At 64.3% G+C, this 15,125-nt stretch carries 9 protein-coding genes and 1 tRNA gene; 3 read left to right on the top strand and 7 right to left on the bottom strand.

Features of this window, described 5'->3' with window-relative positions; genetic code table 11:
* Nucleotides 1-35: 35 nt before the first annotated feature.
* Both AC0IX4_RS20075 and AC0IX4_RS20070 read left to right on the top strand, forming a co-directional pair.
* The gene (locus AC0IX4_RS20075; protein WP_471830683.1) at nucleotides 36-2,132 is read left to right on the top strand and encodes a TerD family protein; all 2,097 of its coding nucleotides are present in this window, start codon (nucleotides 36-38) and stop codon (nucleotides 2,130-2,132) included.
* A 703-nt stretch (nucleotides 2,133-2,835) separates the two neighbouring features.
* A complete protein-coding gene (locus tag AC0IX4_RS20070; RefSeq protein WP_471830681.1) occupies nucleotides 2,836-3,048 on the top strand; it encodes a hypothetical protein in 213 nt (70 codons plus the stop codon).
* Nucleotides 3,049-3,166: 118 nt separating this feature from the next.
* Here AC0IX4_RS20070 and AC0IX4_RS20065 read toward each other — a convergent pair whose 3' ends face one another.
* The 4 genes from AC0IX4_RS20065 to AC0IX4_RS20050 form a co-directional block, all read right to left on the bottom strand.
* Nucleotides 3,167-4,813 carry a UvrD-helicase domain-containing protein gene (locus AC0IX4_RS20065; RefSeq protein WP_471830680.1) on the bottom strand — a complete coding sequence of 549 codons (1,647 nt, stop codon included), beginning with the start codon at nucleotides 4,811-4,813 and terminating at the stop codon, nucleotides 3,167-3,169.
* An 8-nt stretch (nucleotides 4,814-4,821) separates the two neighbouring features.
* Nucleotides 4,822-6,762, bottom strand: a complete 1,941-nt coding sequence (locus AC0IX4_RS20060; protein ID WP_471830679.1) for a hypothetical protein — start codon at nucleotides 6,760-6,762, stop codon at nucleotides 4,822-4,824.
* Between the two features lie 518 nt (nucleotides 6,763-7,280).
* A complete protein-coding gene (locus AC0IX4_RS20055) occupies nucleotides 7,281-10,541 on the bottom strand; it encodes a DUF4132 domain-containing protein (RefSeq protein ID WP_471830677.1) in 3,261 nt (1,086 codons plus the stop codon).
* Nucleotides 10,542-10,674: 133 nt separating this feature from the next.
* A tRNA-Asn gene (locus AC0IX4_RS20050) sits at nucleotides 10,675-10,747 on the bottom strand.
* A 211-nt stretch (nucleotides 10,748-10,958) separates the two neighbouring features.
* On the opposite strand from AC0IX4_RS20050, the gene AC0IX4_RS20045 reads away from it, so the two are divergent.
* Nucleotides 10,959-11,195, top strand: a complete 237-nt coding sequence (locus tag AC0IX4_RS20045) for a hypothetical protein (RefSeq protein ID WP_471830675.1) — start codon at nucleotides 10,959-10,961, stop codon at nucleotides 11,193-11,195.
* Here AC0IX4_RS20045 and dnaG read toward each other — a convergent pair.
* From dnaG to AC0IX4_RS20030, 3 genes are read right to left on the bottom strand one after another with little or no spacing between them, the layout of a single operon-like run.
* A complete protein-coding gene (dnaG, locus tag AC0IX4_RS20040; protein WP_471830673.1) occupies nucleotides 11,192-13,117 on the bottom strand; it encodes a DNA primase in 1,926 nt (641 codons plus the stop codon). The genes AC0IX4_RS20045 and dnaG overlap by 4 nt on opposite strands.
* A gap of 28 nt (nucleotides 13,118-13,145) precedes the next feature.
* On the bottom strand, nucleotides 13,146-14,405 hold the full coding sequence (locus AC0IX4_RS20035) for a deoxyguanosinetriphosphate triphosphohydrolase (RefSeq protein WP_471830672.1): 1,260 nt from the start codon (nucleotides 14,403-14,405) through the stop codon (nucleotides 13,146-13,148).
* Complete coding sequence (locus tag AC0IX4_RS20030; protein ID WP_471830670.1) at nucleotides 14,402-15,085, bottom strand: YdcF family protein; 684 nt, start codon at nucleotides 15,083-15,085, stop codon at nucleotides 14,402-14,404. The genes AC0IX4_RS20035 and AC0IX4_RS20030 overlap by 4 nt, the downstream gene beginning before the upstream one ends.
* Nucleotides 15,086-15,125: the final 40 nt, after the last annotated feature.

Genomic DNA, 15,125 nt, shown 5'->3' with positions numbered 1-15,125 from the left:
TGCGCGAAGAGATGCCGGCCGATCCGAAGGTACCGATGACGTCCAGTTTCCTGTCCAAAGGCCAGAACATCGAGCTCCCCGAGGCAGTTTCGAGGGTGGACATCCTGATCAGCTGGGTCGACGACACGGGTGACGTGGACGCGTCCGCGCTTCTGCTGGTGGAGTCGGGCAAGGTGTCCACGGACGCCGATTTCGTGTTCTACAACCAACCTGAGAGTTCGGATGGCGCCGTCCGCCACCTTGGACGGAGTGCCGCCGAGGACGGCCTGTGCGAACGCATCAGTATCGACCTAGCACTTCTCGACCCGCGCGTTCTGACCGTAGCGCTCGCAGGCAGTGTCACCGGGCGGACCTTCGGTGACCTCGGCAAGCTGAGCCTGCGTGTAATCGATGGTGCGGGCATGACGCTGGGCGAATACGTCACGGCAGATGCGCGCGAGGAAACCGCCTTCGTATTCGGCGAGGTGTACCAACGCTCCGGTCGATGGAAACTGCGAGCGGTCGGACAGGGATGGACCAGCGGCCTCGAAGGCCTGGCAACCGATTTCGGTGTGTCGGTCGAGAACGACGATGTGCCCGATTCGGATGCGGTCGCTGAATCCGTTGTCGATGCTGACGCTGACGGTTCGGTCGGTATCGATACCACCCTCGACACGGATTCCAACGATTCCGCTCCGCCTACCTGCGACGGCGACATGCCGACGGCGGCCGCATCGTCAGAGTCGGTTGCGGTAGTAGATGAATCGGAGAACGTTGCACAGCTGGCGCCTCCCCCCAAGCCTCGCGGGGTGCGCACCACGAAGGCAGCGCCCAAAAAGGCGAAACCGTTCAACTTCGCATTAGCCGACGGGGACAATTGGGCGCCTGCTCGACTGTTCTCCGTCGTCGGGGTCGGCTCCGGCGACGAACAGGAACGCCGTGCGACCGCCGCACTCATTGCCACCATGCAGGCTGTGAAACCCTTCGCGCGCGCAATAAGCGGACGTGTCGGCGCACCGGCCGGCCGATTCGAAGGCTATGTCGAAGTCCCGTACACGAAGGGCGAAACCAAGGTCATCCCGGACGCCGTCCTTCGTGTCGCCCGAGGGTCCAAGATGTGGACGGCGTTGCTCGAAGTGAAGACGGGTACCGGCGAACTGCGCCGAGACCAACTCGAGAATTACCTGGATGTTGCCCGACGCCACAAGTACGACGTCGTCGTCAGCCTGTCCAACGACGTGCCACCCGGTGTCGGGGACCTTCCCGTCGAGGTCGACAGACGAAAGCTCGCCAAGGTCGACCTTCGACATCTGTCATGGACAGACGTCGTCCACGAAGCGCGAATGCTGTTGGCACACGGCGGTATCGAGGACGGTCTCGAAGCGTGGATTCTCACGGAATTCGTTCGCTACCTCGCGCATCCACGGTCAGGTGCGGCGGACTTCGTCGACATGGGACCGCACTGGGTCACTGTGCGGGACAGCATTGCCGCCGGCACGTTGCGCGCCGGCGACAAGAAAGTGTCGTTCGTTGCCGACAAGTGGCTGAGCCTCTCCCGGTACCTTTCCCAGCGACTCACCGCTGAACTCGGCGTGCCGGTGCGCCACGTTCTACCGCGACGGCTGGTGAATGATCCGACTCAGAGGACCGCGTTCTTCGTGGACAAGCTGGCGTCGGAGGGGACTCTCGACGCGTCATTCCGCGTTCCAGAAACTGCGGGCGATCTGGATGTCAGTGTCGACCTCAGAGCAAACCGAGTCACCTGCAAGACGACCGTCACCGCTCCTGACGAGGGCTCCACAACCAAGCGACTGTCCTGGATTATGAAGCAGCTCGGTTCGGCGCCCGAGGATCTACTCGTAGAGGCTGTGTTCTCGGAACACGGAGTGGTCGCCTGCGAAACTCTGGCGACAGTTCGCGCAACGCCAAAAGCACTCACCGAGGGTCGCCAGGGGCACATCGTGAAGTTCTCACTGACTCGCATCACCACGATGGGAAGCAAAAGATCCGGTACCGCGTCAGGGTTCGTCACCAGCGTCACCGCTGCCGTCGACGTCTTTTATACCGACGTACTCCAAACGATCAGGGAGTGGGTGCCGGCGGCTCCGGAGCCGGTCGATCCGCCGGAGAGCTGGGCGGCTGCAACCCTTTGATGTGGGCGACCTGATCGCAAACAATTGACTGCGAGGGTTCTGATCAGTGGAAACGGTTGAACGAACCTCGGACTGGCTCGATCTGGAACGCGGACTCCCGAGCCAGGTACACGCCAGCCATGACCGGGGCTTCGCTTGCTCAAATCATCTTGCTTTGCGCCCACGGGAGAGCGCCCGCGCGCATCATCTGGTAACGGCGGACTCGGCCAGTAGATCGCGAGCACGGGTTTCGCCATTGTTACTGCCAGCGCGCGGTGTCGCATGCACTCGTCGGGCCTTAGATCGCTGTTAACGCACCGTCGCGGTCGAAGCACTCAGAGCGCGCCTGCCCTCCACGGTGTGTTCGACCAACGCCGTCCAACCGGCCTCCGCCCCACGGAACCGATCGGACAAAACACCCGATCGGACCATCTAAGTTGCTAGCCTGCGTCTTCGGAAGAGCGGAGCGTGGCTGAAAATTCGAAACTTTTCTGTTGGCGTGGCGCTCGTATCAGCGTGCGGTTCTCCGGTATCGGAAAACACCGACCCGGGCGTAGCTGCGGGCGCCAATCAGCCGAGCCAGCCAGCGGCCAGCACACCAGGACCACCCGAAGTTACGACGAACGAGCAAGGGCGACTCAAGAACCAGTTCGGTGACACTGCGGGACCGTCGGACAACGCCACCGGCGAACCGGCAGTGGCTTTCACCGTCAGCAATCCCAGAATGACGGGTACCTGCTCCGGGTACTGGCAGTTCGAACCGACCAGCGGCATCTATCTCATGGTGGACATCTCCATCGAGACGTCCCCCGAGTACGCCACGGCTGTCACCGGCGCCCGCAACAACATCGTCGCATCCCTGATTGGTTGGGCCTTCGATGCGAGCAGATGGAATGCCACCAACCCCGATGGCACCCCTCCCACGACACACCACTGACCGATATTGTGTTCGATAATCTCTGCCGGACAATCGACGGACTGTGATTGGTCATCGTCCGCTAAGATTGCGTGAGTCGTCGGCCTAAGATGGACCAACTGTTCCGGATTTCCCGAGGTCATACCGTCATTACCCGATCGTAGGTGTCGACAAGCGGCGACCACAGCGGGTGAACCCGGTCGGGGACAACGACATAAGCACGTCGACGTGCCCTGGTAAGTACGACGTAGAGAAGTCGCGACAGCGTCGGGTACGGGGGTCCTTCCTTCCCGTGGTACTCGTCGTCCTGCAAGAGCAGAATCGTCACGTCGGACTCCCTTCCCTTGGTTTGATGCAGATTCATGACCTGCACGGCGTGTGGTCGTAAACCTGCTTCGCCTACTAATGCAGCATGGCGAAACCGTTCCAATTCCGCTTCGACCACGCTAAAGGGCTCGCCATCGCGAAGGTGCCGCAGTGCCGCCCGCATCCGTCGTGCGGCCAGGGTCCATGTCTCCTGGCCGCGGTGCGTACCCAAGCGCGAGTAAGCGCCCGCGACGACGTCGGCCAGCCTATCGACATCTAACGGTTTCGACGCCACGAGGAGATCATTGGCCACATTCGTCAATGCCCGTTCGAATACCGGGTTTGTCTTGTTCACAATGTCCTGCACCAGCGGGTAATGCGCCCGGTAGTTCGCAGCGACGTAGACCGCGAAGGCCGATCGACCGGGTACACCGTGCAGCGCATACCGGAGCATGGCCGCCTGCGCGTTCAACGCCTCTCCGTACGCTTCGGAAAGTCCGACCTGTTCGTGCCGCACGCCGTATTCGGTCAGCGCGTCTGACAACTCCGTTGTCGCAGCGTTGGTGTGGGTGAACACATTCACCGTATGCCGCTTCGAGCGTTCCGCAGCAATGATCGCTATCGGGGTCTCGTATCGGGTCCCGGTTCCAGCACGCGAGACGAGAAGACGACGGCCCTTCACGGCACTCACCAATGCTGCGTCGTGAAACCGGCGTTCGCGCGCCGCGTTGGCTGCCGCCGGCAGCACACCTGTCGGGTCACGATGGCTGGTGACCGGCAGGTCGACCTGGACGGCGCCGGGAAGCCGAAGAGCATCCGCCACCCGAAGTTCCGGGTCGATCCGCTTCATCTCCGCGTAGATGCACTGATTGATGTCGCCGAGCAGGATCCGGCGCGACGCCGGCGCGATGGCCTGCGTGAACTGCCATTCCTCATTGCTGGTGTCCTGGAACTCGTCGCAGATCACCACGGCATAACGACGTTGGTAGTACTGTGATATCGCGTCGTTGCTGAGAATGTCGAGAGCCATGGGGATGAGTTGCCCGTAGCGCACACTGTTGGGAACGGACCCCTGTACTCGATTTTCTGCCTGGGACTGTATCCGCATGGGCGGAGGATGGCCATACGCTGGGCCCCAATCAGTGATGATGCGCCAAGCAAAACCATGGAAGGTAACGACATCCATACGGTCGAGCAGCGGCCCCACCACGGGCCCTGCGCGCTCGACAACCTGAGCCACTGCGGTCCGCGAGAAAGAAAGAAAAAGCACCCTTGCTTGAGGTGGAAGTGTCGTCCTCTGCTTCTCGGCCAACATTCTGTGGCGCTGTGCATCGCGCGTCTCGTCGTTGAAACGAATGAAAGCAGCGGCCGCTGCAGCAGCCGTTGTCGTCTTACCCGTGCCGGCCCCCCCAAGCACGACGGTCACCGCCGCCGTGGACTCAATCACGTCGATTTGCGTTCCGACCGGGGTGAAGGTCACCGCGCTCCTCACGACCCCGCCGCGGCGGGGATCTCCAGATCGATACGGCGAGGACCGTTGTAGGCGGCGGACGCCACTCGGCCCACTGTCGTAAGAGCTTGCTCGATGACTGGGGGCAGCGCATTCGAGCTTTCCACGACGGCCTCCAAAAACTGCTCATGTAAGCCCTTTTTGTGCAGGACTGATGACACAACTCTCGGCAGATCGTTATCGGACGTGCCCACGGACGGATCGGGGATTCCGTACGCGAGCAGCACCCCAGAGGCGGCACGAAGATGGGCAATGTCGACACCAGTTTGTAATGCCTGCTCGATCGCCGTTTTGGGAGGAAGCCGAACCACGGCGTCGCACGCGGCCTCGATGTCGGCCAGTACCGTCGCCGAGGTCTTGTCCGGATCACGATCGATGAGCGCGACGACTCGAAAGCCCAGTGCCTGAGCGAGATTAGCCACGCGTGGAATTTGACCGGTTCCGCCGCCGGAGCCGTTGTCCGCCGATATGAGGCGAACGCCCATCGCCGCAAGAGTCGAGCGCGCGGTTCCGGGGTGCCGGTCAGCGGCGGTGAAGGTGGTCAAGTCGTGCGGGCCCTCCACGATTGCGACTACTGGCGCCGTAAGGGCCGGTAGCAACTGGGTGTGTACGAGGCGCCGCACCGCAATTTCCTTGCGGTCGCTCGGTGCCGCGAGCTGGTGATGGCTTCGGGTGCCTTGGAGGCGCGCGAGCCTCACCAATTCAGCGGGAGCAAATGCTCGTGCCACTTCAGGACGCCGCGTAGACAGCCACACCTGCGCGGCGGCAGCGCGCAACGAAGCGGCCAGGTGTTCGGAGGTGGCCGCGTCCAAACCATCGCCAAAGTCGTCGCCCAGCACAATTGCGCAGTGAGAGGTGGTGGCGAGTAGCAGCGCCTCGGCCGCGGCCAAGACCGCCGATGTTGTTGACCCGTGGTTAGGCAGGCCCAGCAGGCCCGCGTCGTCGAGTTCTAGCCCCGGCTGCACGGTGCGCAGCAAAGCCGACAACGAACCATCCTCAGGTTGGAACCGTACCTGGTCGGCAGTAATCGGTGTCCCGGTCAGATGGTGTGAGAGTTCCCCGACCTTCAGTACGTCGTCTACGGTCGCCGAGATGCTGGGATGCAGCGCAAGCGCTGCCGTCGCTGCGGCTACCGACTGCTCAAGCGTGCGGAACGCCTCGGACGCCCCCTCTGTGTCGCGCTCGTTGACGAGCCGTCGCAGCGCACCCTCGGCTCTCAATTGAAGCGGGCGCTGCGCCGACAGCACAATAATGGGAAGAGCTCGCCGGGTCGCACCAGGGACCCTCGCGTACTGTGCTGCTGCGGGATTACTGCGTGCCGGAAAGTACACAACATGCTCAAGAGCGTCGGCGGTCGGGTCGTAAGTAACCCGATAGCAGAGCCGCACCCCGAGCTTTGCGTCGAACGCCGCGCTTCCGGTTTCGTCGATCTGGTCGTCGTCGAGCGGTTCGAGGAACCCGTCACACAATTGTTCCAGTTCAGGGTCGAGGTCGACTAGGGTCACCTCTACTTCGGCGTAGGGCGCCATGACTGGTTCGTTCACAGAGATCCCGTGGACCGGATCAGCCGCCAGTGCGTCTACGGGCTCATTCTCGGCCGGCGGCGTCGGCGCACCAAGGTTGCCCATCGCAGATACGCCGTCGGCGGGCCGACCCTCTGTGGGCGAGTTCGGTGCACCAGAGTCATCCGACGCGGATGCGTCATCTGCGATCGTCAATGCACCGATACGGTGGCGACGGATGTCGGTGAGCGACGGCTGCACGCGGATGTACGCGGGATCTAAAACTCTCGCTAAAGCGGCGATCACGTCGGTACGGCCTGATCTAGGCACGCCTGCGAGCACCACGTGTTCTTTGGGACGAAGATCTAGCTCCGCCCAACCGCGGAAGTCTTTCAACCGCAGGCGCGAGACGCGCATATCACTCTCCTCATGTGTCGCATCGTGGCAAGTACTCAACGAATGCTCTTAGGCCATATACACCGTAGCCTTCGCAGGAAACGCGATCCGAAGGATGACGATCGTTTGCTTCTGTCAGAACAGTCAGTCCGACCCAGCTCGCACCGCAACAGCGTGAAGGCCAATTTCTTTTAAAAAGAGCGCGGCACCGCTTTCTCCCGATTTGCTGCGGCAAACGAACCAACACCGCCTGAGCGCTTCGATCACTGCGTTTCCGATCACCGCGACGACGGACGACGGACGGCGGACGACCACGGGTATACCGCCGCGGGGATTGCCTGCGCTGCCGTGCCCTCCGGCGTCCCCCAGACGGCCGCCCGAAGGGTTGCCGGGCCGATTCAGGTGGTCGGGAGTCCATATCCGAAGCCTAGACCCCTCGTCAGACACAGTCGCGGGCAAAAACTGTGCTGAACTGGCGTCTCGGGGCGGTAGGTGCTCCAAGTGGAAACAACGGCTATCCGCTTAACGGTTTCTGACGTTCACGGTTCGCCCCGTAACTCGGGCTCGTCTCCTCGGATCGGCTGAGTCTCGATCGTCGACAAATCACGCTGCAGTTCGGACGAGTCGATCGGTGTCAGCTCGTCATCACTGATCGCTACATAGACGATTTTCTGTATTTCCGAAAACACAGCTTGGGCAGCGTTGAACCCCGGGAAGACCATGATCGAGACGGTCACGGCATCCGTGACGCGCTTGTCCAGGGATATCTGCGCTCCCTTGTCCTGTGGCTCCTCTCGAATCCACCCGCGGGATTTTAACGACAGCAGTTGCCGTGTCGATGCCTTCGTTCCCTCCAGCCGGGCGATGGCAGCCTGCACGTCACCAGTGAAGACAGCCCGGTGCACCTGCTCGAACGGCTGCTGCACCATCGCGGCGTCGAGCACGTGCCGCCAGGTCTGCACCGCGTCACCCATCGACAGGGGATGCACCACCGCGACGTCGACCTCATCTGCGATCTCGGCGTGCGCACCATCGGCATCGATGGGCGACCGGAGGTCGGAGAATCGGAAGTGCGTGCCATCGCAGGTAGACCAGACGAGCCTGCTCACGACATGCCACGTCAAGGGGTGCGCGACCAGGTGGGTTCTCACCTGGCCCATGCGCCACGTTCGGTGAGCGACCATCGCCTTCTCGAACCGTGCGATCAATTCGCCGGATACCGCGCCGAGGTCCTTCCGCAGAGTCGTGTACCGCTTGTACTCCTCACGGGCGAAATCCGAATCATGTTGTCCCGGGCGGGGAAGACGGTCGCGGGTCTTGCCGTCGCGGTCCACGATCATCAGGCTCAGGCGGTGGCCGAAGGTCGCGACGAACGAGCGGTCGCCATAGTCGAATGTGGTCGTGCCGTCAGGGTCGAGTCCGAGGTTCGGAACCAGGCGGTCGGCGAGGTCGAGTGGCGTGAGGTTCAGTTCGTCGGCGATGCGCCGGATGCGGGTATCGGCCTTCGCTCGCAGCGCCGGGAACCGCAAAGCTTGCGAAATAGTCCACAGATGGCCGAGTGCTGCGTCTGTGCCGATCGTTGCCAGAACTTCCAATCCTGCTGCGGCCCTGCGGTGTGCGGATTGGAGCGGCCACGTTCGGATCAGTGGTGTGAGCCTCCGCGCGGTGTCGTCGGTGCCAACGATCCCCAGTGCGTCCAACGCCCAATTCTGAGCATCGGGGAAGCCTGCCGCCGCCCATCGTTCGAAGACGTCCCACACGAACACGGCAAGGTCATCCGCGTCGGCGAGGTCGCGCAGGATGTCGATCCCGGCATAGACCTCGTCCATCCGCGACATCGCAAACATGACGAGAACGTTCTGCACGGCATCTGCGGGTAGGGGCGCCTCGGTGTCCGTCAGAACGAGCGGCGGCAACAACGCGGGGTCGAGCCACGCCGGAATCATCGGGATGGCCCGTGGCAGCACCGCTAGCGGATCGACGTCCACGATCGTGGCCACCACGGCGCTCGCCTTCGGCCCGAATTGCTCTGCGGCAGCTACCAGTGGGTCGCGGTGACCACGCCGGGCCAACGTGCGCATGCCTTTCTCCGCTGTCAGTCGCGGCGCACCCTTCTGGCGCAGCACCGACGCGACGACATCGGGCGCTGCCGAGTCGATGTGCCGGTCGAACCACTCGAGAGCGCTCGCCCTCACCGACCTCGCCAGCAACCAGTTCACCATCCGACGGGCCACAGCGCTGCCGCCCACCGGGAGGAGGACGTGCGCGGTCTGTGCTGGTTTGGTGATCACTGTTCGAAGGATGTAATCCGCTGCGTCGACATCGAATCGACCCAGAATTCGCCGTAAATCGCCCTCCGCCTGCCACAGGTAGGACGATGCGGTGATCGTCGGAAGTAGGGGACGGATGATGTCATCCGGTGCGTGTGCCACGTAGCTCAGTGGATATCGCCCGTGGCCATCGGTCACCTCTTTGATGAAGTCCGCCCACGTCTTTCGCCATGCAGACGGTGGATACGATGTGCCCGCCGCGGCCCATTCCTCTCGCTCTCTGGGCAGCCATGCCGTGAACAACTCCGTCGACGGCTCGTCGACGTCGATCACGACGGGGGCTGACGCTTTCCGAGGCCCGAGCCACGGCGGCGACGCCAGAAGTGTGGGAACGGCACTCGCGGACAGCGTGGTCGGCTCGTCCCGTGACTCGGGTCCGGCAAGTTCAGGGTGTGTTCGGTACAGATCGCGAAGCAGTGCCCCTGCGAGCGGTTTGTCCGACTCCTCCAACATCGGCGCCGCCCGCTCGGGTGCACGGTCCATCGCGTCGAGGACAGCGGGTTCTATGTGTTTCGTGCCCAACCGGTCCAGGAGTTCCGACACCCCCGCGTCCGTGTCGAATTCCGCAAGAATTTCGGCACACCGCTTCTTGTTGGCGGACGAGAGATTGCCGTCGAAGATCTCACCCACGATCGGCTCCAACCCCGGCCCGATGTTGGCGCACATGGCGTGAAGGATGCGCGGATAGATCCCAACATTCCAGATCGCACGGGCACGGTCTTCGACCAGCTCGAACGCGGTCTCTACGGCAGCCACGTCGGTGACACTGGCAAGCAGGACGAGGCCGATACTCCGTTGATAGCGGTCGAGTTGGGAAGACTTCTGCAGATCGGCCGCGACCCAGTCGCGTTCGGTCGGCAACAGGAACGACGTCGCGATGCGACGCGCGAAGCACGAGCCGCGAAACTCCGCGAGTCGTTCCACCACTGCCGCGTACTCGTCGTCAGGAAGAGCAGCGAGCGCAGATCGCACGCGGCTGTAGGCGTCGTGGACCCACAGACCGGCCGTATCCATGCCGATTCGGTGGCTGAGGGAACTAGTGGCCATGGTTCTGGGTTGCGGACTCGGGTGATATTCGATGGTCATCCCCGCTGCTACGACGACAGCCTCTGCGGCGAACGCGGCACCGAATCGACCGATCAGGTACACGACGAACGGTGTTCGCATCTTGTATTCACTGTGCTGGGTCGACACCATCCACACCGCTGCCGCCGCGAGTGGCGTCACGTTTTCCGTGGGCGAGTGGTGGCCTGCAACGAACGCGCGGGCAGCATGGGCCCACTCCGGCGGTGTCGCGCGATGATCGAGGACAACATCGAACTGGTCCGCGACCCGTTCGATGAGACCGTCGATCGCCTCAGGTTTCAGTGGCGCCTTGGAGGGCGCCGGCGTCGGTGTCCGACCGTGCACAGCCTCGCCGCGCCGCCACCATTGCGCCGGCACCTGCCACGTCGAAGATCTGGAGCTCATCGCATCGACAGTAGGGGGCCGCCCCGGCGGTACGACGACTGAAACACCGGGGTGCCCTCGCGAACGTGACTCGTGCCTGACAACGCGAAAACCCCCGACCGCATCTCGGATGCATGATCGGGGGTCTCAGGCGCTCCCCCATCTGGACTTGAACCAGAAACCCTTCGATTAACAGTCGAATGCTCTGCCAATTGAGCTATGGGGGAATGTTCGTGGCCTCGAACAGACCCTTACGGATGTGTCCTCGACCGAGAACAGACTCTAGCTCATCACACCCGCACACCACCAAATCGGCTGGTCGGAGGCACTGCCGCACCTGCCCGTGGATCTCGGCAGGCTGTGCGCCCCCCACCCACGGCGCATGTCCGTGCGGTCGGGCAGGATATGGGGAGACGTCTCGAAAGGATCCACGCTCACATGATGCGAATGTTGGTCGGCATCGCCGCCGGATACGTGCTCGGCACCAAGGCAGGGCGTGCGCGCTACGAACAGATCAGCCGCGCGACGAAGGCGGTCGCGTCGAGCCCGGCGACCAAGAAGATCGTGTCCGCAGGCCGTCAGAAACTCTCCGACAGCCTCAGCACGCAGCCGAAGCTCGAGCCGATGAAGCAAGTGGACGACACGCAGCTCTACATCCCGCACGACAAGCTCTAGACGGCGGGGAACTCCGCGTCCGTAGTGCTGCCGACGGCCTGCTCGAGCAGGCTGCGGCGGTACTGTTCGAGCGCGATGAGGTCACCGAACAGCGCGTTGTAGTCGTCGGGCTTGTCGATCGGTGACATCCGCTGCAGCTTCGACTTCAGCTCGGCCACCTGCCGCCCTACCCAGACCTCCTGCAGCCGCGCCAGCACTCCGGAGATGTAGCGGGGGGTGGCCTCGTCGGAAATGGGCATCGATTCGACGGCGAGTTCGGTGACCAGAGAGCGCAGGCCCTTGGGTTCCGCCTTCTTGCCGACGGCGTCGAGCCACTCCCCTCCTCCGAGCCCGGCCGCAGTGCCGCCGGCCTCGCGGACAGCGTCCGACACCGCGGCATACGCGGGGTGGCCGAACGTCTCGGGGGGCAGCGAATCGAACACCGAGCCGGCGATGCCGGGGTGCTGCATGACGGCCTTCAACGCCTCTCGCTGCGGCCACAGCGTGGGATCGTCGCGCTTGGGGTGCGCGGGTCCGACGGGAGCAGCGTCCTCGGTCTCGGTGCTGCGGACGGGTCGACGCAGCGGAGCGGGGGCGCCACCCTTGGCGATCTTCGCGGCTTCCTCGCGGACACGGTTGACCACCATGCGCTCGTCGATCCAGCCGACCCACCCGCTCAGGCGCGTCGCGTAGTTGTCGCGCAGCGCGCGGTCCTTCATCTGAGCGACCATCGGGACAGCGCGACGCAGCGCCTCGACCTGGCCCTCGGCGGTGTCGAGGTTGCACTCCGACAGGGCGCCGCGGATGGCGAACTCGAACAGCGGGGTGCGGCGAGCCACGAGGTCGCGGACGGCCGCGTCGCCCTTCTCGAGGCGTAGATCGCACGGGTCCATGCCGTCGGGCGCGACGGCGATGAACGTCTGCCCCGCCAGCTTCTGATCGCCGGAGAACGCCTTCATCGCGGCCGCTTGGCCTGCCGAGTCGCCGTCGAAGGTGTAGATGATCTCGCCGCGCCAGAACTTGTCGTCCATCAACAGCCGGCGCAGCAGCGCCAGGTGCTCGTCGCCGAACGCCGTGCCGCACGAGGCGACGGCAGTCTTGACACCGGCCTGGTGCATCGCCATGACGTCGGTGTAGCCCTCGACCACGACGGCCTGGTGACTCTTCGCGATGTCCTTCTTCGCCAGGTCGAGCCCGAACAGCACCTGAGACTTCTTGTACAACAACGTCTCCGGCGTGTTGACGTACTTGCCGGGCATGGTGTCGTCGTCGAAGATCTTGCGCGCGCCGAAGCCGATGACGTCGCCCGAGAGGTTGCGGATGGGCCAGAGCAGGCGTCGATGGAACCTGTCCATCGGACCGCGCTTGCCTTCGCGGGAAAGCCCTGCCGCTTCGAGTTCCTTGAACTCGAAGCCCTTTTTCATCAGGTGCTTGGTCAGTGTGTCCCAGCCACTGGGCGCGAACCCGCAGCCGAACTCCTGGGCGACGGCCGCATCGAAGTTGCGCTGCGTGAGGTAGTCACGCGCAGGCTGCGCTTCGGCGGACTGCAACTGCTCGGCATAGAACTGCTGGGCAGCGGCGTTCGCAGCGACGAGACGCGCACGTGTTCCGCGATCGCGCTGGACCGACGTGCCGCCGCCCTCGTACGAGATGGAGTAGCTCAGCCTGTCCGCCAGCTGCTCGACACTCTCGACGAACGTGATGTGTTCGATCTTCTGCAGGAACGTGTAGACGTCCCCGCCCTCACCGCAGCCGAAGCAGTGGAACGTGCCGTGGTTGGGCCGCACGTGGAACGACGGGTTCTTCTCGTCGTGGAACGGGCACAGACCACTCATCGAATCGCCGCGAGGCGCCTTCAGCGCGACGTACTCACCGACGATGTCCTCGATGCGAGTGCGTTCACGAATGGCCGCGACATCGCGTTCAGGTATTCGGCCGGCCACCTGCCCAGTCTAGGTGCACTCGGCGACATCAGCCCCAGGCGGCCTGAGCGCCCAGACTGCCCTGGTCGACGCGTTCGAGCCGGGACTCCGTGTACGACGCGATCTGATCGACGACGACGCGGGTCCGCGCCGCATCGTCCTCCGCAGCGACCCAGGCCGGGACGAACATCGGGTCCAGGCTGGCCGGTGCGGAGTACAACAACCACGCTGCGACGCGGTGGATACGGTCACGCTGGCGGTCCTGCCGCTGACGATGGCCCGCGTCGGACATGACGTACCGCAACGCCATGGTCTTGAGCAGCGCCACCTCCGCACGCACCAGGGACGGCACCGACAGATCGGCGTCGTAACGCCGTACGGGTCGGCCGTCGGAGGCTTCCCGCGTGCTCGAGATGGCGGCGGTGGTGAAGCGGCCGACGAGCTCGCTGGTCATGCGCTTGAGCGCGACGGACCGCACCAGTGTCCCGTCGTAGCCGGCGGCGTCGGTCACGACGGGCATCTCCGAGAGCCGCTGCGCCGCCTCGCGCATGTGGTCGCGATCGAAACCGCGGAACTCGCTGACCGACATGTCCGCCAGCGCAGACTGCTCTGCGGGATCGGCGAGCGACCGCAGATCGATGCGGCCCGCGATGACCCCGTCCTCGACGTCGTGCACCGAGTAGGCGACGTCGTCGGCCCAGTCCATGGCCTGCGCCTCGAGGCTCTGCCGGCCTTCCGGGGCACCCTCGCGCACCCACGTGAGGGTCGCAGCATCGTCGTCGTAGGCGCCGAACTTGGCGCCCGGCCGGGGACGCAGCCACGGGTACTTGATCGACGCGTCGAGAGACGCCCTGGTGAGGTTGAGCCCCGCACTCGCGCCGTCGGCGGTCAGCACCTTCGGTTCGAGGACGGTGAGGATGCGCAGGTTCTGGGCGTTGCCCTCGAATCCGCCGCACGCCTCGGCGACCTCGTCGAGCGCGCGCTCGCCGTTGTGTCCGTAGGGCGGATGTCCGATGTCGTGCGCCAGACCGGCCAGTTCGACCAGGTCGGGATCGCACCCGATGCCGTCGGCGATGCTGCGGCCGATCTGGGCGACTTCGAGCGAGTGGGTCAACCGGGTTCGCGGTGTGTCTCCCTCGCGGGGGCCGGTCACCTGGGTCTTGTCGGCGAGGCGTCGCAACGCCGCGGAGTGGAGGACGCGGGCGCGATCGCGGGAGAAATCCCCTCGGGGGTCGCCGGCGCTGAGCGCTGCGGTCTTCGTGCCTTCGACCACCAACCGTGCGACGTCCGCGGTGTCGTAGGTCGTCACTGGCTGGCCGTGTACTGGAAGTCCGCCGAGTAGTGCGTGAGCTGGTACCACAGCAGAGCGGCTGTCTCCCTGGCAATTCCATGGATCTGCGACTCACGGGTGAACACGGCGGGACCTTGCCTCGTCGGCGACGTCCAGGCGTCGAGACCCGCGTCGCGGGCCATCGTGCGGGTGCGGAGCGAATGCCAGGGATCGCTGACGAGGGTGATGGTGTTCAGCCCGCGCGACGCCAACGTCGCCGACACCGCCTCGATGCTCCGCAGGGTGTCCGAACCTTCCTCGACCGCCACGATGTTCTCGCCGGGTATCCCCTGGTCCATCAGATAGTTTCGGCCCGACGCGGCCTCGGTGTAGTTGTCCCCCACCTGCTTGCCGCCGACGGTCACCACCAGCGGCGCCACGCCACTGACATACAGGGCATGTGCCTGTTCGAGTCGCGCCTCGAACACCGATGACGGAACACCGTCGTACTGAGCCGCCCCCAGAACCACGATCGCGTCGGACGGGGTGTGGTCGTCGATACGGGCAACCTGCCACACGCGTACGGCGGTTCCGCCCACGAGCAGCAGTCCCACGAGCACCACACCGGCGATCACGCGTCGCAGCCAGCGCGCGAGCGTGCCACCGACGCCGAGACGTGCAGGCTGAGGCGGGTAGTCGTACTGGTAGTCGGTACTCACACGGCGATTCTGCCAGTCGGCACCTGTGAGTAGTGGTCGG

The sequence above is a fragment of the Rhodococcus sp. AC861 genome (assembly GCF_979256035.1).
The sequence above is the reverse complement of the archived record's forward strand: the minus strand, read 5'-3'. Positions and strand labels throughout refer to the sequence as shown.